This is a genomic window from Paraburkholderia fungorum (assembly GCF_902833645.1).
In the GTDB taxonomy this organism is placed as follows: Bacteria; Pseudomonadota; Gammaproteobacteria; order Burkholderiales; family Burkholderiaceae; genus Paraburkholderia; species Paraburkholderia fungorum.
Map to the genome: position 1 here is coordinate 50,390 of NZ_CADFGE010000010.1, position 23,324 is coordinate 73,713.

The following is a 23,324-nucleotide window of genomic DNA, read 5'->3' on the forward strand; positions in this document are numbered from 1 at the left end:
TTCCCGGCGCGCCCAACATAGTCGTCGCTTCCCGCTCCACGACTTCACGGACTTCATCGAGTTCATCGCCTGGCCGTTTCAGACACCTGACACGGCTCACCGGTTGCGGATGAAACATCCATTTACCATTACTTACAGCGTGCTTTCGCCACTCGGCATACCGTATGAGTATGCAAACAGGCCTTGAGTCGATGGGCTTGACGGGAGCTCAGCATGAAACCAATGTCACTGCTTCTGTGCGGCATTGTTGTTTCATCAATGGCCGCACCGGCGCTCGCACAGCAGCGCCCACAAGGCTGGAACTGGCGGCCGGACCACACAGCCACAGTTCAGGCCTGGCAGCAAGGCGATGCACGCGGCCGCGACTTCACGCCGCCTGCGCCGCGCGGAGATTTGCGCGGCGACATCGCGAGCAATGCGCGCATGCGGCCGGAGTCGCCGCCGCGCGAAGACGCCGTGCGTCGCCGCTAGCGGAATCACGCAATGCAGCGCACTGCATGGGCACGGCGAATTGAACGATTGGGGGAACCACCCGGCGTCGCGCCAGTCTGATTTAACGCCATTAGCACAGCGTGGCAGCAGTAATTCCGGTACGCCCGTATCCTTGCGATACGGGCTTTTTTTTGCTTTTTTGCCTTAGCGAACGATCGGTGCGCGAACGGCGAACGCGCAATGCGCTGCCGCTCAACGCTATCAGCGGGACCGGCAAACGGGAGCATGAGCGATCACAGGCACGGTCATAAGCAGGACCATAAGCCGGCCACGACCCGCGGCGACAAAATCACCGCCAGCCGCGCAACGCGGCCGGGGGAACAACGCCAGTTTGCCGGCCCGGCCTAAGGCCGGGCTTCGAGAGCGGCTGCGGGCCGCGCTTCGGCTGTGGCGACGACGTAATCGTTCATGCGCTGCGCGCTCCAGCTCAACAGGCGCTCGTCGTGCTCGAGTCTCGCGAATTCGGCCCGGCCCCGTTCGGTGAGCACGGCGATGTCGACCGGCGCATGAAAACCTGGGGCCGGAGCGACCGTGCGCTGCCGAACAGTGTCCATCAGGCCTAACGCGCGAAGATATTGGAAGACGCCCGGCCGTCTGGCCCATGGAACCTGGCGATATTGCGCCCGCCGCAGCGCTTCAAGTACCGCTTCGTTGGAATACGTGGTCATCTCACTTCTTTCTTAAAGTGCAGCTATGACACATCTATGCCAACACGTCACCGCGCCACCAGTGACGCGCATAGCACCCGCCCTTGGCTGGAAGCCGGCCGCTTGCCTTGCTCCGCCAGGTGCTGCCTGGTCTGGTTTTCGGACCCCCGTCTGAACGACATGTTAGCGTTCTATCTGCGGACCGACGATGCAACCGCTGCGGCGCGATAGCAAGCCCGAAGATTTGTCCCGAAAGACATACGTTACCCCATTTAAATTGATTCTATTCACTTTATTAGCGCTTTTTTTTGCAGCAATCGTGCTATGGAAACGCGGCCGCGCGCCTCTCATCATTGTCACGATCGCTCTATTCTGGCTGCTTGCCACCGGCTGGCTCACCGCGCCATTGCTCGAATTGGCGCAGCCGCACCGGCAAACCGACACGCCCGCCAGCTTCGCGCCGCGCACCGCGATCATCATGCTCGGCGGAGGCACTGCCTACGACGAAAACGACGTCCTCGTGCCACCGCCAGACGTGATCGCGCGCATCGCAGTAAGCGCCAAAAGCTATGCGGCTTGCAAGCGCGCGGCAGCCACGTGTCAGGTGATCGTGAGCGGCGGCAATCCGCAGCGGCGCGCCGCCAGCGAAGCGGACACCTACCTGCCGTATCTGCTAAGCAAACAGGTGCCGCGCGCGGACATCGTGCTAGAAAACCGCAGCCGCACGACTTATGAGAATGCGCGCAACGTCTCGGCTATTCTCGAACGCTCACGCTACGATTCCCTGATACTCGTCACCTCCGCGTATCAGATGCCGCGCGCATTACTCGACTTCCATCGGTTCGGCATCGCGCCGCAACCGTTGATCTCGAGCGCGAGACATGCACGTCTCGGTGTACTGCCGCACTATGACAACCTGGTGAATGCCGAGATCGCACTGCACGAACTGGTTGGAATCGCGCAATTTCATGTCTATCGTGCAATCGGATGGTTCTGAATCTGACGTTGCAGAATGGCAATTTATTTAGAGATGCGAATATTCCTTTTGTCGACAAGACATTATCGAATTGGATGCGCCCTCGTCATCGATAATGACTGTGGAACGAACGTAACAAGATGTAACTAATTGTCATTACCGTTACAAAACGTCCGCTGGAGCGGATTTTGCTGGCTAGAATGCATTGTCTTTCCGATTGGACAGGCAAATACTCGGGTCCATAACCACTCTGCGGAGGTAACAATGAAGAAAGTGTCCCTGGCGATCCTGATTTCCCTCGGTGCCGTAACGGGTGCAGCCTATGCGCAGGACAACGGCGTCATGATGAGCACCGATCCGGCCAAGGCCGCCGACGTCGAGCAACGCGCGCAAGAGTTGCAAAACCGCCAGCAAGCAATGGAAAGCGCGCCGGCCATGCCGGCAAAACATCACAAGATGGCGCCCCATCATCATAAGAAGGCCGCCAAGGCCGACGCCGCCAGTTCGTAAGCGTAGTTCGCTCATCTCCGCAGCCCTGCCGCGGAGATGAAAAAGCCGAAGCCGGCGCCGCCGGTTTCGGCTTTTTTGTTGTCTAATGAACTTGCTGCGGGCCCGCTGCGCCCCGCTGACGTTATGCTAAAGTCGCGCACCGACCGGCGCCCGCCGGAATCCCCCTAACCTGTGCGCACCTTGGTGCGGAGGACAGCATGAGCAACATTCAGCTAGATATCGAATGGACTGAAGCGGCATCCCGCAAAATCGAAAAACTGATGCCGCGTGGCGGTCAGGAAGCGTTCCTCGCGCTGCCGCCCGTCGAATGCCTGCCGATGGAAGGCGACGTGCTGTTTCTTGGCCCGGACGGCAAGCAACAACCGTTCATCGTCGCAGAGCGACAGTATCACCACGACGGCGATGCGGACTGGACGATCATCCTGATCCTCGACGTCCCGCAAGCCACGCACTAAAGATAAACGGCGAGCGCCGCACGGGCCGGATCCGGCCTCGCAGTTCGCTCGCCGTCGTCCGGCTTTTCCTACCTTGCGGTTCACCTCATAGGCGTTCAGGCGATCTTCGACACGACCCGAATTTCCGCGTGCTCGACCCAATCCGCCACGGCTTTCTTGTAAGCCGCAATGTGTGCGGACGCAGCATGCGCCGCCAACGCTTCCTTGCTGGCCCAACGCTCGACAAACACGAACCGGCGCGGCTCCTGCACGTCACGATGCAGATCGTATTGAAGCGCGCCCGGCTCCTCGCGCGTTGGCCCGACGATGCCTTCCAGCGCCTGGCGCAGTTGCTCTTCATAGCCCGGCTTTGCCACCGAGATTGCGACCACCGCGATTTCAGCCATGCTTGCCCTCCGTTGTTTCAGGAAAAGCAGCAGCATACCCGCCCCCCGTCAAACCTGCAGGCGGCCACGCGCTGCCTGCAAGTACGCGCGGCGGCGGCTGGATCACCCGGATGCAAGGCAAACCGCGCGCGAAACGTCTGAGCACCGTCCTTGCCTGGAGTTTGGCGGGCGGCCACTTACCGCCCTGCTACCCTCGGCTTCATACGCGTGATTGATTCCATTTGAAAGGATCGGTCCTGCGCAAGGCGAACGCGCGCGAAGCTCACGCGCAACGACCACGACGCCGGAGCCGAAGCCGCGTGACCGCCCGCCTGCCAGGCACCCGGCCAGATCCTGCGTCTGTGATTACCCGCACATTCATGCGAAGTGCGAACTGATAGACTGGTTTTGACAAATCCCGCCGGAGCCCCGCATGGCTGGCATTGCACTCCGCGTTCCCGGGCCGTACCCACCTTGCCCTACCGACGCCTGGGCTGTGCCTTCGTTGCGCGCCGAATCTGTTTGCGCGCCCCGTCACCCGCTTGCCGCGATGCCGCCATGCCCGCCCTTATGCCCGCTCTCATGCCAACCGTCAGCGAATTGACCCTGCGCGGTCTGCTCCCGCATCTGGTCCGGGACGAGTCCGGCTGGACCGCGACATGGCGCGCGCTGACCCTGCATAGCGTGTTCCAGCCGGTACTGTCCGTCACGCATCAGTGCGTGGTCGGCTACGAGGGGCTGTTGCGCGCGTTCGATCCGGTCGGCCTGCCGGTATCGCCGGAGGTGCTGTTCTCCGGCACACGTTCGGCCGCCGACGCACGCGAACTCGACCGCATCGCGCGTTGCCTGCATGTGGCGAATTTCATGGAACAAGGCATCAGCACCGGATGGCTGTTTCTGAACACGCGTCCCCAGGTGTTCGAAACCGGCTGGCCGCAGCGGACTTTCATCGACGAACTGTCGGCGCACTTCGGCTTGCCGCAGGAGCGCATCGTGATCGAAGTGCTCGAACAACCCGCCGACGACGAATCCGCCGTCGCCAGCATGCTCGCCGCGTCTCAGCCACGCGACTTCCTGATTGCGATCGACGACTTCGGCACCGGTTTTTCGAACTTTGACCGTGTGTGGCGTTTTCGGCCCGACATCGTCAAGCTCGACCGTTCGCTAGTTGCGCGAGCGGGCAAGCGTGAAGGCGACGACTCGATGATCGGCCATCTGATCGCGATGCTCCATCAGTCCGGCACGCTGGTGCTCGCCGAAGGCGTCGAAACTGACGAGGAGTTGATGATTCTGATGCAGGCCGACGTCGATTTCGTGCAGGGTTTCTGGCTCGGCCAGCCGCAGAGTTCAGTGCAGGCGGCATGTGCAGGGGTGCCGGCGCAGATCGAGTCGATGTGGGCCAAATTCGCCGCTTATGAACACGCCCACGCCGGCCACCAGCGGCTCGGTTTCGAAGGGTTCGCCGAAGCCGTACTCGCCGCCGCCGACACGTTCAAAGCCACCGGCGATCTGCAGCAGGCGGCGCAAAAGATCTGGCATCTGCGCGAGGCCCGCCGGGTGTTCATCACCAACGGCCAGGGCGAACAGACTCAAGCGTCGATCTCAGCCGCCTCGGTGCCACCGCCCCCGTCGCGGCTCGCACCGCTCTACACCGACACGCGCAGCAACTGGTCGCGGCGATCCTATTTCAAGCACGCGCTCGCCGCGCCGGGGCGCGTCGCGATGATGGGGCCGCACTATTCGCTCGCGGACGGCCAGGACTGCTATACGGCGGCAATCGCGTTCGAGCGTGACGGCACGCATGTGCTCTGTGTCGATTTTGTGCCGGCGACGGCGGCAGCCGAGACGCGTTCTGGCGGACGCACAGCCAAACGCTGAGTCCGCCCCGGCTGCGCCGTCAGGCCTCGCCAGCCGCAGCCCCTTATCCTCTTCAGTCCTTCTTCAGTCCTTCTTCATTCCTCTACGCGCCCGCGGCCGGATTTGATCTCGCTGCGCTTCGCCTTGCTGTCGAGGCGACGCCGATTCGAGGCGCGCGTGGGCCGGGTCGCGACACGCGGCTTGCGTGTCACGCTGACGCTTTCGATCAGTTCATCGAGCCGCGCCAACGCAGCCGCGCGGTTCATCTCCTGAGTGCGATGCTCCTGCGCCTTGATGATCACCACCCCGTCGCGCGTGAGCCGGTGATCGGACAGCGCGAGCAGGCGCATCTTCAGCACCTCCGGCAACGACGAGGCCTGCACGTCGAAGCGCAGATGGATGGCACTCGAGACCTTGTTGACGTTCTGGCCGCCCGCTCCTTGCGCGCGCACTGCGGTCAATTCGATTTCGTTCGGCGGAATGGGATAGCGGGATGTCATGACAGGATTGAGCTGGGAGATGCAAGTGTACACAGTGCGCAGCCGATTCCGGGCCACGCGCTATCGGGCGGCGGCCACCGATGCGAAAAACCATTTGCATCGGCACAGCCAGTTCGTTGATACTGCGGCTTTCGCTTACAGCGTAAATTTATATGAAACTCCGTCCGGGTTTTGTTCTGGAACTGGCCATCAACTTTCTGTTGCCGTGGCTTGCTTACCGCTTTGCGTTACCGCACCTGGGCGAGACCGGCGCCCTGATTGCCTCCGCGGTGCCGCCGATGGTCTGGAGCGTGATCGAACTGGTGCGCTTCCGGCGCGTCGACGCGCTCAGCGCGATGGTCGTGGCAGGCATCGTGCTGTCGATCGTGGCCATGGCGCTGGGCGGCAGTCCTCGCATGCTGTTGCTGCGAGAGTCGCTGGTGTCCGGCGCGATAGGCGTGGTGTTTCTGCTGTCGTTGCCACTGCGCCGCCCGCTGATCTTCTATCTTGCACGCGCCACCGTCGCGCGCGAGATGGAAGGCGGCGCCGAGCGCTTCGAAACGTTGTGGCGCGAGCGGCCGGGCTTCGTCAGCGCAATGCGGCTCATGACGCTGGTATGGGGCGTCGGCCTGACCGGCGAAACAGCGCTGCGCGCATGGATGGCGCTCACCTGGCCGATCGAGCGCTTCCTGGTGGTCTCGCCGTTCATCGGCTATGGCATATACGGCGGCCTGGCGCTTTGGACCATGTGGTACCGCAAGGCCATGCGCAACCGCGTCGAGGCGCGCACGCAGCCGGACGGAATCGCTGGCTGAACACGGCGGCCCGCCCGCGCCACGCTACCGGGCCGCGCGCCACGCCTCCTCAATTCGCGCGGCCAGACCGGAGTCGCGTTGCGTCGGCGTCGCGATCGCCTGCAGCAGCACGGCGCGCGCGCCGATCACCTCCACCCGTTCACGCGCGCGCGTAATCGCCGTGTACACGAGTTCGCGCGACAACACGCGGCTGAATGCCGACGGCAGCATCAGCACCGCATGCTGGAACTCCGAGCCTTGCGACTTATGAACCGTAAGCGCGAATGCCGTATCGTGCGGCGGCAGCGCCGCCGGCGACACGGCTCGCAGACCGCCGTCACCCGTGCGGAAATACACGCGCAACGCGCCGCCCGCGCCCGGCAGCGCAATCCCAATGTCGCCGTTGAACAGACCCAGCGCATAGTCGTTGCGCGTGACCATAACGGGCCGTCCGGCGAACCATTGAGCGCCCACCGCCAGCGTCACACCCGCCGAGCGCCGCACCTGCGCGGCCATCGCGGCATTCACCTGATCGACGCCGCGCGGTCCCGAACGCGTCGCGCACAGAATTCGAAAGCGGTTTAGTGCATCGAAGAGCGGCGACGGGTCTGGCGTATCGGTGGCTAACGCTTCAGCAAGCGCCTGCGCATACGCCGCGAAACCCGCGGCAAGCCGTGTGACCGTGCGCTCGGCGAGGCTCACATGGGTGTCTTCGTACAGCGCCGCTGCACAGGGTTCGGCAGGGTCGATGCGCAGAGCGTCGAGCGCGGCGCCCGCCGCACCGTTGCGAATCGCAAGCGACAAACGGCCGATCGGCGATTCGAGGCCAAATCGATAGTTGCGCTCGAGCCAGACGACGCAGTCGGCGAGCGGGTTTTGTGCAAGCGCGGCCAAGGTCGCGGCAGAGCCTGATGCTGATGCCGCGGCCGCTGCTGATTTCGCAGACGACGGTGCTCCGGCATCCGGCTCGGCGGTATTCGCAAAGAGATCGCCGCTGGGTGGTTCATCGAAGGCACCTTGCGCTTCGGTATGGGCATCGGCATCGGCGAACAGATCGTCGGGCGACGCATCGAAAATGGCCGGCTCACCCGCGTGCGCGAAAAACCCGTCATGCCCTTCGGCAAGTCCGCTCGATGGACCCGGCAGCGCCTGCGACAACCGCGCCGCGTCAATACCGAGCGCCCCGGCGATCCGCTGCAGTCCGTTTCGCGTAAAAGCGGGACGCGCGCTGAGTTCGGCAAATACCGCACCGGCCTCGACGGCGGCGAGCTGATCCTTGTCGCCCAGCATCACGAGACGCGTCTGCGGCGCAATCGCGTCGAGCAGATGTGCCGCCATCGCGACGTCGATCATCGACGCCTCGTCGATCACGACGACGTCATAAGGCAGCGGATTATCGCGATGATGCCGGAAGCGCCCGCCCGGTCCGGACCCGAGCAAGCGATGCAAGGTGTACGACGTCTGCGGCAAGCGCGCCGCGAGTTCCGGCGGCAAATCGCCGGCACGGGCCAGCAAGGCTTCCTGCATCCGCTGGGCGGCCTTGCCGGTGGGCGCCGCCAAGGCAATCCGCAGATCGGCCCGCGCGTCCAGCAGGCACGCAAGCACACCAACTACGGTAGTCGTCTTGCCGGTGCCCGGGCCGCCGCTAACGATGGTCAAGCGCCCGGACAGCGCCATGACTGCCGCGACACGTTGCCAGTCGACCTCGTCGTCCCGCGGTGCGCCGAAGTAGCGCAACAGACGTTCGTGTAATGCCTGGGCCGTCGTGTTCGTGGTCGCGGTTGTGGCGGCGCTCGGGGTCGTGTCCGCTCCTGCGCCGGAGCGCGCGTTCGCTGGCGCATTGGAATCGACACCGGCATAGGCCTCGGCGCCAGCTCCTCCCGCAGCACCCACAGCTTCGCGGACCCTCACCTGCTCCACCTGACCACCGCCCGCATGCCCAACCAACGAGCGAGCAAGGCGCCGCTCGTAGTCGTAATAGCGTGCCAGATACAGCCGCCCTTGCCCGTCGATCACCAGCGGCCGCAACGCCGCCGCGCTCTGCGTGCCGTCGCTGACCATGCCGCTTGCGAACAGCGCCGCGCGCACCTCGGCGCTCGACCCATCGAAACGCCGTGCCAGCACGCCAAGCGGCAGACACACGTGCCCTTCGGCAGTCGCGCGGCTCGCAGCGAAGGCGGCCCGCGCCGCCCACTTCACCGACTCGCCCGACGCACCGCCGCGGCGCGCCAGCGTGCCGATGCGGCGCGCGAACCCTTCGGCAAGCGCGGTGCTGAAATCGGCCGGCGCGGGTAGATTCACGCCGATGTCATCGAGCGCCGGCGGTGCGAAAGCGTCCCGCTCGAACGTGCTCATGCGACACCTCCGATCATCGCCGCGTCGAGCAGCGCCACCAGTTCGAACGCGGGGCGCCGCATATGCACGCCCGCTGCCGCCCCGTCGCCGTCGCGCCACTGCGGACGAACGCCGCGCACGAACAGATAGAGATAGCCGCCGATATGCGTGTCGTAGGCGTAATCGCGCACCCGCGTTTTCAGATAGCGATGCAGCGCCACCGTGTAGAGCAGCGCCTGCAGGTGATACGCGTGGCTCGCCATGGCCGCTTCAAGCGGCGCCGCGGCGTAGTCGGCGGCCGTGTCGCCCAGATGGTTCGATTTCCAGTCGACGATCCAGAAACGTCCGTCGTACTCGACGATCATGTCGATAAATCCTTTGACGAAACCGCGCAACACGCCGGGTTCCAGCGCCACATCGGGATAGCCGTATTCGATCAGCAGTTCGCGCAACGCCGGAAAATCGAGCGAAGGCGCGGCAAACAGAAATTCAAGTTCGTTCAGACGCCGCTGCGGATTCAAGTTGGCAAGCGCCATACCGGGCACGAGCTCGGTGCTCACGACGTCCGCGATCAGCTTGTGCATCATGGCAGGCAAACGTACCGCGAGTTCGGGCACAGCCGGCGCCGGGCGCTCGCGCAATGCGCCCCCGATGGCCTCCGGCCACGTCTGCGGATCGCTGAAATCCGCGAGTTCGAACATGCGGTGCAGACAGTCGCCCGCCGCCGCGCCGCGCGGAAAGGCGAGAATGTCGTCTTCCGCATAGGACGGCGCTTGCGGCACCAGCAACGGCAGAGGTGCGAGCACATCGGCGATCTCGTCGTGATCGGGCCGCACTTCTTCCACCGGCGTAGGCGCCTCCTCGGCTTTGCTGCCGGCGGCGATCAGGCCGCTGAAGCTCGCCATGCGCCACTGGTCGCGCAACGGCCGCCGGTTGGCACGCGCCTGCATTCGCGCGCCGCTATCCTGGAGGCTTTCCAACGGCACCCGGCGCCCCACCTCCGGCAACGGCTGCAGCGTGATCGGGCCGCCCGCAAGCGAGCGCCATCGTTCGGCCACGGCGACTTCGTCAGGCGGATCGGTGAGCCAATCGTCAAAGCTGTAGCCGCTGCCGCACACCAGCCAGTTCAGTACGCTGCGGCGAGACTCCCTGGTGGAGCGCGACGAAAGATAAGTCCCGGCAACCAGATAGCAGCGATACACCGCGCGTGTCAGCGCCACATACACGAGCCGCGCCCGTTCTGCCGCCTGCTCGCGCACCGCATCACGTGACGCGCGTTCGGCCTCTTCGTCGTCGCAACCGTAGTGCAGCACGGCACCGCCAGTTTCGTCGTGATATTCGCGCGCATCGGGCAAGCCCGAGGATGGCGGCTCGCGCAGCGCGCCGTCGTTCAGAAACGGGCAGAACACAACCGCGTACTCCAGTCCTTTCGATTTGTGGACGGTGACGATCTGCACGAGGTTGCGATCCGACTCGAGCCGTAACTGCGCGTCTTCGCCGCCACCTTGCGTGCGTTGCGCGGCGAGCCAGCGCAAAGTCGGTGCGATACCGGGTTGCGTGGCAGCACGTGCCTGCACGAGTTCGGCCAGATGATTCACGTTGGTCAGACGGCGCTCGCCGTCCGGTCCGGCCACCAGCCGTTGCGCGACTCGCAACTCGCGCATCAGCGTGCGCCACATCACCGCGAAGCCGCGCTCGTGCCATAGCGTGCGATAGCGTGAGAAACGTTCGACCCAACCCATCGCGTCCGCGGCATGCGCGGGATCGTCGGCGGGCGCCGGCGCGTCGGCGACCTGCTCGAGACGCCACAGCGCGGCAGCGTCGAGACCCAGCCAATCGGTGGCAAGCGCGGCGCGCAAACGCCGCAGATCGCCCGGCGTATCGACCGCGGCCAGCACCCGCTCGATCTGCTCGGCGTCGAGCGTCGCGAACACCGAGGCCTGCGCCAGTTCCACGCTGCCGACACCCCACGACGCCAGCACTCGCTTGATCAGACTGCCCTGTTTATGCGTTTGCACCAGCACCGCGATATTGCCCGGCGCGAGCGGCACCTCGCCGATCGTCACCGACCCTTCGCGCGCACCGCGCAGGAGCCGCACAATCTCGGCCGCACACGCTTCGCTTGCTGCGCGTTGCGCGTCGCGTTTGGTCAGCGCCGCGTCGCCCTGCGGCAAGGTCCAGATGCGGAAGTCGCCCGCGCCTGCATCCGGTTCGGAGAAAGGCGGACGACGCCGCTCGCCGGCCCGCACCGGTTGATAGTCGAGACCGTCGAGCACGAAAGCCTGGGGATTCGCTTCGAATAGCCGGTTGCAGGCCTCGACGATCGGCGCGGTCGAACGCTGATTGACCGCCAGCGTGTAGCACGCCGAAGCCGCCTCGCGCGCCGCCAGATAGGTATGCAAATCCGCCGCGCGGAAACTGTAGATCGCCTGCTTCGGATCGCCGACCAGAAACAGCGGCCCAGCCGGCGCGAAGATGCGGCTGAAAATCGCGAACTGCAACGGATCGGTATCCTGAAACTCGTCGATCAGCGCAGCCGGATAACGCGTGCGCAAAGCATCGGCAAGCCAGGGATTGGCCGCGAGCGCCCGATACAGGTTGGACAGCAGGTCGTCGAACGACACTACCCTGCGCGTGCGCTTGCGCGCCACCAGTTCGGCGGGCGCGTAATCGAGCCAGGTTTCGATAAGCGCAAGCCAGCGCGCGCGTTGCGTGGCTTCGGCCGCGACCACGGCCGCAGCCAGTGCCTCGGCCTGCTCGAAGAACGGATGCTCGGGCGGTTCGAATTTGACCTTGGTGGCCTTTTTCAACGCCGACGCGGTCAGCTTCAAGGCCGCTTTCGGCGGCGGCGCATGGCAATCGCCCTGCGCGAAGTATTCGGTCCACGCCGCGATCGCGGCACTCACGAGATCGGGCTTATGCGAGGTCTTGCTCAGACGGTCCTGCGCTTGTCCAAGCAGGCTCACGATCGTGTCGCGCTCCGCCTGCCAGATTGCGCAAGCTGTATCGAAACGCGCCTGCGGATCGGCGTCGTTGCCGCCAGCATCGACCTTGCCCCAGCGCAGTTGCGCCAACGGCTTCTTCAAGCGCCGTGCGAGTTGCTCGTCGAGCGACGCGGGGCCGGCGCGTTTGGCCACGAGCCATGCCGCGAACGCGGGATGCGCATAGGCCACCGGTTCCACCTGCTCGCGCCAGAAATCGGCTGCCATTTCGAAACGCAACGCGGCGTCGTCGGCTTCCATTTCGAACGCGAACGGCATGGCCGCGGCGAACGGCGCTTCCTGCAAGGCCCGTTGACAGAAGGCGTGAATGGTGTGAATCGCGGCCTGGTCGAACGTGCGCAGCGCGCGCCGCACGACTTTCAACGCGCCCTCTCGATCAATGCCTCGCTCCGGCGCAAGCGTGGTTTCGAAGAGACGCTGGATAAACGGATCGCCGCCGTCGTCGTCCGCATCGATAGCCCGGTCCAGTTCCGCGAGCCGCCCGCGAATCCGCTCGTGCAATTCCGCGGTCGCCGCCTTCGTAAAGGTTACGACCAGAATCTGGTCGGCGTTCAGATTCTTTTCAAGCAGCAGCCGCACGTACAACGCGCAGATGTTCCAGGTCTTGCCGGTTCCCGCCGACGCCTCGATCTGGTTGACGCCCTCGAGCGAACAGGCGAAGACATCGAGCTCCTGCGCAACCAGCGCGTGATGATGAACGGCGCCGCTCATGATGTGCTCCGCAGGTGCTGCAGCAGCGGTTTGAAGACGATCGAGGCAAGACTGCCGAACGGTTCGTCGAGCGTCAATGGCGTGCCGCGCAGGGCGATGCGCAAAGCAGGGTCGTCGGATTCGCCGCGCACACGATCGTTGATCCACACGCCCTGTGCCGCGGAATCGCTCTCGCTGATTTTCACCCATGCGCTCTTCGGGAAAAAGCGCAGCGGCAGCCTGCGCCCGGCCCTGAACAGCGCGGCAAGCGGCGCAAGTTCGTCGAGCGGCGCGGCAACCGGCGTGAGTTCGAAGCTCTCGCCGCTGCCATGCCAGACCGTGCGGCGTGGGCCGTTCGGCTGCGCCGCGCAATAGACCAGATGCGCGAGCCACGCCGACAGATAGTCGCGCGCAGTCGCTTTGGCGTATCGGAAAATCACTTGTCCTGTTTCGGTCAGCAAATTCAAGGTGCCGTGCAGTTGCAGCGGTGTTTCGGCTGCTTTGCGGAGCGCCGCGTCGTGCGGGCCGAAAAGCGTATCGGCGATGTCAGCGCCAGCGGGCCAGCGCGGCTTGATATCGAGCACGAATGGCAACCGTTCGACACCCGATGCGACTTCGCGGCGCACGCTGTCGGCGAGTTGGCGTAGCGCGCCGAGTTCGCGCGAGCGCCATACCGCGCCGGTCGCGCCACCCGGCAATTCCGGGCTCGCCGCGGCGACGCGGCGTACCCGCTCAAACATACCGTCCTGGTCTTCAGCGCCGCTGTCCAGCAGCACCGGCAGGAGCCGCTCCGCCAACGCGTCACGGCCGGCCCAATCGAGTTCGAACGGCTCCGTATCGAGCAATTCGCCCTGCGCATCCGACAACACAATACCCAGCCGATCGCGCAACAATGCACGCGCCGGGTGACGCCAGAAACGCACGAATTCGTCGAAGGCAACCGAGGCCGTGTCTTCAGCGGGCAACGGTTGATCGAAAAACGGCGCAGCGGCCGGATGCTGCGGCGCGGCCAACAAAGTGGCCAGTTCCGCGCGATCCGTGTCGTAAGTGAAAAGGCCGCGCTGCGACGAGAAGTAGTCCGACGCGAACGCCTGCAGCGGGTGATCGATGATGAACGCATGCCGCGCGGTTTCGATTTCCGCGGGACTCGCCCCTTCCCCCGCCGACACCTGGGCCAGGTGGTCGAGTAATTCGTCGACCAGCGCGGCCGGCGGCAACGGGGCATTGTCGCGAATGCTGCGACCGGTATAGGCGATGAAGAGCCGGTCCCGCGCGGCCAGCAGCAAATCGAGGAACAGATTGCGTTCGTCGTCGCGACGCTGCCGGTCACCGGCTTTACCGAAGGCAGCCATCAGGTCGAATTCGTCCGCGCGGGCGAGACTCGGCAACACGCCGTCATCCATGCCGAGCAGACAGACAATGCGATAGGGCAAACCGCGCAAGCTGGTCAGCGACGAAAACGTCACGCTCCCCCACGGCACGCCGCCGCGCGCGGGGTCGTCGAGCGCCTCGGTGAGTGCGCCGCGCACCACGGTGGCAGGCAACCCGACGTCTTGCGCGCCCGCCTGCATTGCGTCGCCCATCTTGTCGATCGCGTCGCGCACCGCCGCCAGCGAATCGGCAAACTCCACGCCGCCGTCGAAACACTGCGCGAGCGTTTCGAGCAGCAATTGCGCCCATTCGGCAGGGGTTTGCTCGACCGCGCAGCGCTGCGCGAAGCTTTCGATATCGTCGACGAAACTTGACAGGCGGCCGAGCAATTCGGCATCCGACCCATCCGCGCCTTCAACGGGCAACCAGGCATCGACCGGCTCGCCACCATCCGGCATCGCATAACCGAGGTATAGCCGGGTCAGCGCATCGGCGAATGTATGGCGCGCGACCGGCACGTGCTCGCCGGTCGGCTCGCCGGGCGCCAGCCCGCGCCGCGCACCGGCTGCCGCAAGCCACTCCTGCGCGGCTTCCAGCGCGCTGGCATCGATCCCGTAACGCGCGGCGATCGCATCGACCCGCAGCCATTCGATCAGATCCGGTGCGCCCACGCTACGCTCGGGCAAGGCCAGCCAGTCAAGCAGTAAACGCGCAACCGGATTGGCCTGCGAAGGTGGCAAGCCGGTAATCCGGTAGGGAATCCGGCGCGTGTCGCCAGGCGGCGCGGTGCCGAATACCGCATCGATCAATGGCCCGGCGGCCGCGAGATCGGACACTGCAACCAGCACATCGGAGGGCTGCAGATCGTCGAACTCGTCGAACCATCCGAGCAGCCGATCATGCAGCACTTCAAGCTGGCGCGACAGGCTGTGGCATACGTGGACTTCGATGCCATTCTCAATCGGCAATTCGTCGGTGTCCGTTTCCGCGCGCAACTCGAGGATGCCGTTCTGCACGGCGGCGAGCCAGCTCGGTTCCGGATTCTCGCTGAACTCGCCCGTCTCGCCGGATGCGGCGCTCTCAGTCAGCTCATGCAGCATGTGCAGTTGCGCCTGAGTCTGACGGCCCCATTCGGCCAGTAACGGATGACCCACCTGCTGATAATCACGCTGGCCCGCGGCGTCGAGCGCTTCGACGCGGCCCGCGCTGACCACGTCGAACCAGAACTCGCGGCACGGGTTCAACACATACAGCCGCACGTCGACCCAGCGCGAAAGCGCTCGCAATAGCGCGACGTGCAACGGCGGCATGGTGGGCAGCGCGAACACGCTGACCGCTTCCGGCCACTGCGCGTTCGAGATGGCTTCCAGATCGAGCGTGCCGATTTCTTCGAGAAAGCGATAAGCCGGCGGCAGAGCCGCTGCGGGCGTTTGCGCGTCGCCTGCCACTTCGGCGAGCACGGCGCGCCACAGTGCAGCTTGCCAACGCTCGTCTTCGCGCGCCGACTCGCTTGCGCCGACGAGACGCGGACCGGTGTCTCCCGCGGCGCCGCTCGCGAAGATCGAGCCGCCCTTCTGCCATTGCAGCAGCCATTCCGGGCGATAGGTCAGATAGTGGTCGAGCACGGTGGCCACACGACGCGCCAGCTCGTAGCGCATCGACGCATCCGCCGCATCGAGATACGTACGCAGACGCGGCGAGGCATTCCACGGCAAAGCTTCGTCCGCTTCGCCCAGCAGCCGGTAGCAGCGCCAGACGAGCCGGTCCGGCGCGAACGGCGAATGCCTCGGCACCTCGATCACGCCGCCGATTTGCGCCCACAGCCATTGCGCGAGGTAACCAAAATTGACATTCGCGCAGATACCCTGGCGCGCCGCGATGTCGAGCTCGAGCCGGCGGCGCACGGCCGCGCTCGGGACGATCACGGGCTGCGCGCGCCAGGGGTCGGACGGCGCTTGTGCCAGGTCGTCGAGCAACGCGCCGACAAGGGTTTCGTAGCGGTTCGAGTAGAAGAGCTGGAGCATGGATCCTGGGGAAGCAGGCGGCGCGAGCTGAACGCCCCCGGCCGCGACAGATACTGAAGCGACAGCATAACAAACGCGCCACCAGGGCAGAACCTGGCCGAACGGACGAGGTCAGATCAGGCACAAAATCAGTTAGACTCGTCGGCAAGTTTGGGTCTGCACCAGGTCCACCCCGGGTCGGCCTTTTCAACCGCGTTTTCTCAGTGAATGGAATTCAGGCAGTCGATGCGCTATTCGGTTGAAATAAAAAAATTCCTTTACAGCCAGTACTTTTATGGCGGCCTGCGCATCGCAGTCGGCGTGTCGTTACCGGCCGTCCTGTGTCTGATCGTATTTCACGATCGCGACCTCGGCTTCACGATTGCGACCGGCGCGCTCGGCGCATGTGTGGTCGACATGCCGGGCCCGCTCAAGTACAAGCACAACGAGATGCTGGCGTGCACGGTGATCGGTTTCCTGTCCGCGCTCGCCACCGGCCTCGCCACGGTCAACTCGGTGGCGTTGTGGTGCACGGTCGTGCCGCTCACGTTCGTGCTCTCGTTGATCGTCGTGTATGGCAACCGCTGGCCGCAAATCAGCTTTGCCACGCTGTTCATGATGGTCATGACGCTGGAAGAGCATTTCACGCCGATGCAGGCGCTCGTCAACGCGTCGTGGATTCTGGTGGGCGGTCTCTGGTACACGTACTGGTCGACTTTCGTCAGCCGCTGGATGATGCATCGCATCGAACAGCAGGCGCTCGCCGAAAGTGTGTTCGCGTGCGCGGACTATCTGCTCGCGCGCGCCGCCTTCTACGATCTCGATAACGATCTCGACGAGTGTTATCGCAACCTGGTCGACAAGCAGATCTCCGCAGTCGATCGTCAGGATGCTGCGCGCGACATCGTGCTGCGCAATCTGCCGAAGCTGAAAACCGGCCGGCTCGAGCCGCGCCGGGCCATGCTGTTCAATCTGTTCATCAATACCGTCGATCTGCACGAGCTGTTTGTCGGCACGCATGTCGATTATTCGCTGGTGCGCAACACGTTTGGCGGCTCCGATCTGCTGGTGTTCTACCGCGATCTGATTCGCAAATCCGCGGCCGATCTCGAAGAAATTGGACTCGCGGTGCTGCAAAACCAGCCGCCGCGTATTCGCGTGAATGTCAAAGCCGAGTTGCGCGCCATCGAGTTCGAGATCGACCTGATGCGCAAGCAGGACCTGCCGGGTAAGAATCCCGAGGCGTATTCGGCGATATCGTCCACCTTCCGGCGTATCTGGAGCGCCACGCGCCTGATCGACAAGATGCGTAAAAGCCTGTCGAGCGATCCGGGCGCAAGCGGAACTGAAACCGAATTGCGCCTCGACCAGGCGCTTTCCCGCTTCGTATCGAGCCGCCGTGTGCCGTTCGGGCAGATCTTCTCGAATCTGACCATGGCCTCGCCGAGCTTCCGCCATGCGCTGCGCGTGACGATTGCGGTCGCGGTAGGTTTCTGGCTCGGCCGCCTGCTGCCGCTCACGAATGCCTACTGGATCGTGATGACCACGGTCATCATTCTGAAACCGGGCTATTCGCTGACCAAACAGCGCAACGGGCAGCGGATCATCGGCACGCTGATCGGCTGTGCGGCGAGCATCGCGTTGATGATCTTCGTCAAGGAGCCGCACATCCTGCTGGTGGTGATGTTCGCGTCGATGGTGATGAGCTACAGCCTGCTGCTGTTCAATTACACGGCGAGCGTGGTGTTCACCTCCTCGTACGTGCTGCTCATGTTCCATCTGCTCGCGCCGGGCAGTATGCGCATCATCGGCGAACGCGCGATCGACACAGTGGTGGGTTGCGCGATCGCGATTGCGGCAAGCCACTTGTTCCCCTACTGGGAATACCGGCTGATGGGCAAGCTGGTCAACAACATGATCAATGCCACCCGGCAGTATCTGGAAGCAAGCTGGTGGTGGAGCGGCAAGCCGGCGGCCGCGGTGGTGGCCACGGTAACGGAAGCCGGTGCATTTGCGCCCGCGGCGGCCATGGCTGATCCGGCGATCGATTTCGGCAAGCCGGTGCGCGCGGTGGCAAATGCTGGAACAAGCGTTGGAACAAGCGTTGGAACAAGCGCTGGAACAAGCGCTGGAGCAACTACGAGCGGCAACGCGGTACTTCAAACCGGCTCCGGCGCCGCTGCAAACATGGGTGCAACCGCCGCTGCCAATCCGAATACTAATGCGGGTGCCAAGCCGAGTTCAGGCGACGCCGCCGCCGTCAGCAACGCGAGCACCAAGCCGGCAGGCGGGGCATCCGCTGCCGCGGTGGCCGCTGCAACCGCGCTTGATCGCGATTATCGCTACCGGCTCGCCCGCAAGAACGTCCACGTAGCGTTTGCCAATCTGGGCCAGGCGTTCCAGCGCATGATGCTCGAGCCGAAGTCCGCGCAGAAATTCGTGCCGGAACTGAACGACCTGCTGATACGCAGCCACGTGCTCGCCTCGCAGATCACAGCGGCCGCGCCGTTGCTGCGCACCTCCGCGCAGCAGGGCGACGCTGTCTCGCTACAGCCATTGCAGCGCGCGCTGAGCGTGGTCCGCGACAATTTGACCGAGGCCGAAGCGGGTAGCGCATCGCCCGCCGACCAAGGCGAACAGATCAAACAATTGATGCGTGAGCTGGATGTGATGGTGGTCGAGACGGAGAAATCGCCCGACTATTCGGCTGACGCCGTGCACGATATGAAGTTGCTCGCCCATCAGTGCAAGCAGATGCTGACGGCGTCAGCGCAGATTCGCAAGGATGCGAGCGTGATCCGGCTGCCGGCAGAAGCGTGATACGAAACGGGCCGTTATAACGGCCCGGGCTCGTCGTGCGCCATACGTTCAAAGCAGGCTTTCAGCACGTGCCGGCAACCAGCACCGCACGAGGCGCAAGCTCCGCCGAACCGACCGCGGCGGCGGATCGTCGATCGATCGCGTCGTGTGTCTTCGTGTGCCTTATTGCGCAGCGCCGCTCGCGGGTTTCGCCGCCGTAGCCGCCGCAGCAGCCGCCGCCGCGTCCGAAGAAACCGTCGGCTCCGGTGCGTTCTGACGGTCGAACTCACGCTTTTCCGTGATGGCGTTATAGAAGAGCGTGGCGATCACCAGCAGTACCGCGACCACGATGAAAATAGCAATGCCGAAAGTCGGGTTCTTCTTGCGCGGCGGTTTGTTCATGAGGCGGGCTCGGTTCGCGAAGCAGTCGCGGATAGTATCGGGAAAGGCGGCATTCTACGCCCACTGAGCTTGCGCGTGGCTTGCGGTCAACGACCCTCCACCACCGCCGAGGGCCGCACCGGCAGCGCCGTCGAGTACTTGATCTGTTCCATCGCAAAACTGGAACTCACGTCATACAGCGGCACGGCGCCGATCAACAGCTTATAGACCCGATCGTAGTCGTCGATATCGGACACCACCACGCGCAACAGGTAGTCGGTTTCGCCGCTCATCCGGTAGACCTCCACCACCTCCGGAATGTCCTGCACCGCACGCGTAAAGGCCTGCGCCCAGGCCTCCGTGTGCTGGTTCGTTCGCACCGCCACGAACACGGTCGTGCCCACGCCGAGTTTGCGCGCGTCGCACAGCGCCACCTGGGCGCGAATCACGCCGGTCTCTTTCAGACGTTGCAGCCGCTTCCAACATGGCGTTTGCGACAGATTCACGCGCTGCGCCAGTTCGGCGATCGGCATCGTTGCGTCTTCCTGCAACAGTTCGAGCAGCTTCCGATCGATGATATCCATTCCCATCATCACGCCCCTATAGGAAATTATTCTACTTTTAAGTCTGTGGGTGGAATTATATGGAAACTCTTTCTCCAGGCAAACGGGTATAAATATCTCTGTCAAAAAATAGCCGATAAGCAGCCATCCAGCTGCACAGCGATCATGAGCCAAGACCCCCGTTCAACCCCCGTCGCCCATTCCTCCGCCCACGCCACGCAGTTTGCCGCCGCGCGCGAAATGCCCTCGTGTGCGCCTCGCACCGCGCCGCTCGCACACCTGTGCGACGCGCTCGATGCAATGCTCGAAGCCTGCGTGAACTTCTCCGAACCCTCGAATTCGACCTTCTTCGCGCGCAGCATGCGCATCGCGCTTGCCGAAGCCGCCGCGAACCCCGCCTTGCTCACCCCGGCGCAACGCGAAGGCTCCGCCGAAAACTACCGCCGTCATCTGCTGGCCGCCGACCCTCACGGCCGCTATGCGATCGCCGCGCTGGTATGGCTGCCGCACCAGGCAAGCCCGGTGCACGCACACCACACCTGGTGCGGCTACGCGGTGCTGGAGGGCACGCTGAGCGAAACGGTCTTCGAATGGAACGGCGCACAGCATTGCGCAAGCGCCACCCGAACGCAAGCTCGTAATACCGGCGCCGTGTCGTTTGTGCGTGGCGGCAGGAGCGGCATTCACCGGCTCGGCAATTGCAGCGACGCACCCGCCGTCTCGCTGCACATCTACGGCGTCGCGGGCGCGCAGATCGCCACGCACGTCAACGACATCGTGCACACCGTTCAGGCACCGGCGCTCGTCTGAAACCGGCATCGGGTTTACTCAGCTTTTACCGCCCGCGTCACCAGCGGTCGGAATCTGCGGCGGGATCGGCGCGGTCTGCCCGGTCGGCGGCGGCGCCGGACGCGGTTCGTGCGACACATCGCGCGCCGCCGCCACGGCAACGTGCGCGGCACGCATCGAAGCGCCTGTCGCGGCATGCACGTGTTCAGGTCCATGCCCATGCGCAAGCTCATCGTCCGGCAAAGGCTGCCCTTCACTATCTTTCGATGACGTGTACACCCGCATTTGCGGCACGGGAATCTCGATGCCGGCCTCGTCCATCTTGCGTTTCAGCCTCAGATTGAAAGCGCGCGCCACGCTCCATTGCTGTAACGGCCGCGTCTTGATCTGCCCTTTCACGACCATCCAGTTCGGATCGAAACGGTCGAGCCCCCACACCTCGATCGGTCCGAGCATTTCGCGCCGGTAACGAAAGTCGGCCATCAGATCGGCGCCGACTTCGCGAATCAGTTGCGTGATCTGATCGACATCGGTCGAGAACGACATCCGCACTTCGAACACCGCGTAGGCGAAATCGCGCGACAGGTTCTTGACGATCTTGATCTGTGAAAACGGAATCGCGTGAATCGCGCCTTGCCCGTCGCGCAAACGGACCGTACGGATCGACAGATGCTCGACCGTGCCCGCATGGCCACCGTCTACGTCGATCCAGTCGCCGACCGAAATCGTATCTTCGATGATGATGAACAGCCCTGTGATCAGGTCGGTCACGAGCGACTGCGCGCCGAAACCGATCGCGAGACCAATCACGCCGGCACCGGCCAGCAGCGGCGTCACATTGATGCCCAGATTCGCCGCGGTGACGATGCCGGCAATCGTCATGATCGACACCAGCAGCACGTTGCGCAGCAACGGTAGCATCGTGCGCGCCCGCATGCTCGGATTACGCGATTTGTTGCGCAGACTGCCTGGATTGAGGGTTTCGGTGATCGCGGTATCGACAAGAATCCACAGCAGCCATGAAATGAACACGGTTGCGACGATCGCGGTCACCGCATGGGCAATCCCGCGCGCGGCAACGTTTTCCTCCACGACTTCCGCGAGCGACACGCCCCACAACCGCGCCGCCAGTTCAAAGAACAGCAGCCAGATGAACAACGTGAGCAGCGTGCCGCAAAAGCGCAACAAGCGCGACAGATAAGGCGAGCGGCGCCGTGCGCGCGCGCTGCGCGGGCGCGTCACGCGCAGCACGACGGCCGACAGGAAAAATGCCAGCACCAGCAGCAGTGCGGTCACCACCGAAATCTGCAGCACGTTTTCGCTGGAACCCGAGCCGCCGAGCGTGGCGACCACCGACGCGGTGGCCAGCACCAGCACCGGCACATGCCAGAGCGAGGCGAGCACGTCGAACGCGTCGGTCGCGGCCTGATGGTCGTTCCGCTGGTCGTAGGCCCGGTTGCGGATCAGATGCGCGACGGGCCGGCGAAACGCCAGCGCGAAATAGCCGGTGAGCACGGCGGCAGTCATGTTGGCCGCCGTCGAAATCAGCGCGGCGAGATTCGATCCCAGTTGATGCTCGACGTCGTAGTTGACCGCCGCATCGCCGAGCGCGGCGCATATGCCCACCACGAACAGCACGCGCCGCGCGTGATCGAGCAGCAGACGCACGGCAACTCGCCGGTGCCCCGAGCCGAACAGCGAAAACATGATCAGACAGATCGCCGAAAACACCGCGCCCGCGACAATCGCATAGGCGACCACCATGCCGAGCGTACGGCCGAGCTCATCGGGCATGGCTCGCGCGAACAGCAAGGCGGCGAGAAAGGCGACGATCCACGGCCCGACGCGGCGCAGTGCAAAGATCAGCAATTCGCGCGTGGTGGGATTCGGGTTGAGCCCCAGAACGATGCCGAAGCGCCGGTACAGCCGGTGTTGCACGTAGATCAGCGCGCCGGCGCACGCCCCCCAGCCGGCCAGCATGGCGATCATCGAGAAGACGATGCGCCCGAAGCTTTCCTGCCCTTGACCCGAAATGATCGTATAGAGCTCGTTGCCGGCCGCGTTGAAGCGGCCGCCCCAATAGCGCACCGGCGTGCGGCCTTGATGCACGTCGGATTCGAACGACGCGATGCCCGACGCGATGGCGCCGAGCAAGCCCGGGCTCGGTTGCGCGGGCGCGGGCTGCGCGACGTTTTGCGAGACATCGCGCAGCTTCTTGAGCTGGGCGACGAGCGCGCTGCGCTGCCGATCGTTGTCGAGTGTCGAGATCACGCTGTCGAGCGAGCGCGCCAGTTCCGCCTGGCTCGCAGGCGACGGCGCGGAGGCCGCGTCCGCGGCGGAGGCGCCCGAGGCGGCGGACGCAGGGGTCGCTGTCGCGCTATTGATCAGACTCTGTAAAGCCGGAATAACAGGCGTGCCGGCGCCGGCAGCCTGGGCCGCGGCGGGCATCCATCCAATGCTGAGAATCAGCGCGACGCACACCGTGAGCGCCCACGCGCCGAACCACGCCGCGACGCGAGCACGAACACCGCGTCCAGCGCTGCATCCGATCTGATTGAAATTAAACTGAAAGGCGGCGCGAGTCGCCGGTTGTTCGCCGTTAGACGGCGCGGCCCCGGACTCACGCCGCAATTGGCATGACTGCATGGCGATCCGTAAGAAAACGGGAGACGCCAGTGTAGCCGCAGTTTCACAGCAGGCAACCGAACATGCGTAACCGATTGTTAGGACGCTTGCGCAAACCCGGCGATTGGCGGGCCACCCGATCCGCCGGGCGGCCGCTACGACGCATGCCACGGACTACGCGCGACACGAGCC

17 protein-coding genes are annotated in these 23,324 nt (G+C 64.3%); 8 read left to right on the top strand and 9 right to left on the bottom strand.

The annotated features are described in order from the left end of the window. Positions 1–213: 213 nt before the first annotated feature. Positions 214–471 carry a hypothetical protein gene (locus HWX91_RS27280; protein WP_028199744.1) on the top strand — a complete coding sequence of 86 codons (258 nt, stop codon included), beginning with the start codon at positions 214–216 and terminating at the stop codon, positions 469–471. 365 nt (positions 472–836) lie between these two features. Here the strand turns inward: HWX91_RS27280 and HWX91_RS27285 are convergent, their stop codons facing one another. After that, complete coding sequence (locus HWX91_RS27285; RefSeq protein WP_028199745.1) at positions 837–1,160, bottom strand: hypothetical protein; 324 nt, start codon at positions 1,158–1,160, stop codon at positions 837–839. A gap of 256 nt (positions 1,161–1,416) precedes the next feature. Between HWX91_RS27285 and HWX91_RS27290 the strand changes: the two genes are divergently transcribed. The 3 genes from HWX91_RS27290 (at position 1,417) to HWX91_RS27300 (ending at position 3,080) form a co-directional block, all read left to right on the top strand. Continuing rightward, the gene (locus HWX91_RS27290; protein WP_028199746.1) at positions 1,417–2,136 is read left to right on the top strand and encodes a YdcF family protein; all 720 of its coding nucleotides are present in this window, start codon (positions 1,417–1,419) and stop codon (positions 2,134–2,136) included. A 243-nt stretch (positions 2,137–2,379) separates the two neighbouring features. Continuing rightward, positions 2,380–2,625, top strand: a complete 246-nt coding sequence (locus HWX91_RS27295; protein WP_028199747.1) for a hypothetical protein — start codon at positions 2,380–2,382, stop codon at positions 2,623–2,625. A 197-nt stretch (positions 2,626–2,822) separates the two neighbouring features. Then, the gene (locus HWX91_RS27300; RefSeq protein ID WP_007182306.1) at positions 2,823–3,080 is read left to right on the top strand and encodes a hypothetical protein; all 258 of its coding nucleotides are present in this window, start codon (positions 2,823–2,825) and stop codon (positions 3,078–3,080) included. Between the two features lie 95 nt (positions 3,081–3,175). Here HWX91_RS27300 and HWX91_RS27305 read toward each other — a convergent pair whose 3' ends face one another. Then, positions 3,176–3,466: a putative quinol monooxygenase gene (locus HWX91_RS27305; protein ID WP_028199748.1), complete on the bottom strand. Its 291-nt coding sequence runs from the start codon at positions 3,464–3,466 to the stop codon at positions 3,176–3,178. Positions 3,467–4,027: 561 nt separating this feature from the next. Between HWX91_RS27305 and HWX91_RS27310 the strand changes: the two genes are divergently transcribed. Beyond that, entirely contained in the window at positions 4,028–5,323 is a 1,296-nt protein-coding gene (locus HWX91_RS27310; protein ID WP_028199749.1) for an EAL domain-containing protein, read from the top strand. Between the two features lie 74 nt (positions 5,324–5,397). On the opposite strand, the gene arfB is transcribed toward HWX91_RS27310, so the two are convergent. Then, a complete protein-coding gene (gene arfB / locus HWX91_RS27315; protein ID WP_028199750.1) occupies positions 5,398–5,802 on the bottom strand; it encodes an alternative ribosome rescue aminoacyl-tRNA hydrolase ArfB in 405 nt (134 codons plus the stop codon). A 152-nt stretch (positions 5,803–5,954) separates the two neighbouring features. Here arfB and HWX91_RS27320 point away from each other — a divergent pair, with 152 nt between their 5' ends. After that, entirely contained in the window at positions 5,955–6,596 is a 642-nt protein-coding gene (locus tag HWX91_RS27320) for a VC0807 family protein (protein WP_028199751.1), read from the top strand. 24 nt (positions 6,597–6,620) lie between these two features. Here HWX91_RS27320 and HWX91_RS27325 read toward each other — a convergent pair whose 3' ends face one another. The 3 genes from HWX91_RS27325 to recC are packed head-to-tail and all read right to left on the bottom strand — an operon-like array spanning position 6,621 to position 15,996. Continuing rightward, positions 6,621–8,930: an AAA family ATPase gene (locus HWX91_RS27325; RefSeq protein ID WP_028199752.1), complete on the bottom strand. Its 2,310-nt coding sequence runs from the start codon at positions 8,928–8,930 to the stop codon at positions 6,621–6,623. Continuing rightward, positions 8,927–12,622: an exodeoxyribonuclease V subunit beta gene (gene recB, locus HWX91_RS27330; protein WP_028199753.1), complete on the bottom strand. Its 3,696-nt coding sequence runs from the start codon at positions 12,620–12,622 to the stop codon at positions 8,927–8,929. The genes HWX91_RS27325 and recB overlap by 4 nt, the downstream gene beginning before the upstream one ends. Further along, positions 12,619–15,996, bottom strand: a complete 3,378-nt coding sequence (recC, locus tag HWX91_RS27335; protein ID WP_028199754.1) for an exodeoxyribonuclease V subunit gamma — start codon at positions 15,994–15,996, stop codon at positions 12,619–12,621. Before recC ends, recB begins: the two co-directional genes overlap by 4 nt. A 225-nt stretch (positions 15,997–16,221) precedes the next feature. Here recC and HWX91_RS27340 point away from each other — a divergent pair, with 225 nt between their 5' ends. Continuing rightward, the gene (locus HWX91_RS27340) at positions 16,222–18,795 is read left to right on the top strand and encodes an FUSC family protein (RefSeq protein WP_028199755.1); all 2,574 of its coding nucleotides are present in this window, start codon (positions 16,222–16,224) and stop codon (positions 18,793–18,795) included. Positions 18,796–18,957: 162 nt separating this feature from the next. Here HWX91_RS27340 and HWX91_RS27345 read toward each other — a convergent pair whose 3' ends face one another. After that, a complete protein-coding gene (locus tag HWX91_RS27345) occupies positions 18,958–19,176 on the bottom strand; it encodes a hypothetical protein (protein WP_028199756.1) in 219 nt (72 codons plus the stop codon). A gap of 86 nt (positions 19,177–19,262) precedes the next feature. Then, the gene (locus tag HWX91_RS27350) at positions 19,263–19,745 is read right to left on the bottom strand and encodes an Lrp/AsnC family transcriptional regulator (protein ID WP_028199757.1); all 483 of its coding nucleotides are present in this window, start codon (positions 19,743–19,745) and stop codon (positions 19,263–19,265) included. Positions 19,746–19,958: 213 nt separating this feature from the next. Here HWX91_RS27350 and HWX91_RS27355 point away from each other — a divergent pair, with 213 nt between their 5' ends. Continuing rightward, entirely contained in the window at positions 19,959–20,528 is a 570-nt protein-coding gene (locus tag HWX91_RS27355) for a cysteine dioxygenase family protein (protein WP_028199758.1), read from the top strand. 18 nt (positions 20,529–20,546) lie between these two features. On the opposite strand, the gene HWX91_RS27360 is transcribed toward HWX91_RS27355, so the two are convergent. After that, positions 20,547–23,153: a mechanosensitive ion channel family protein gene (locus HWX91_RS27360; RefSeq protein WP_028199759.1), complete on the bottom strand. Its 2,607-nt coding sequence runs from the start codon at positions 23,151–23,153 to the stop codon at positions 20,547–20,549. Positions 23,154–23,324 lie beyond the last annotated feature (171 nt).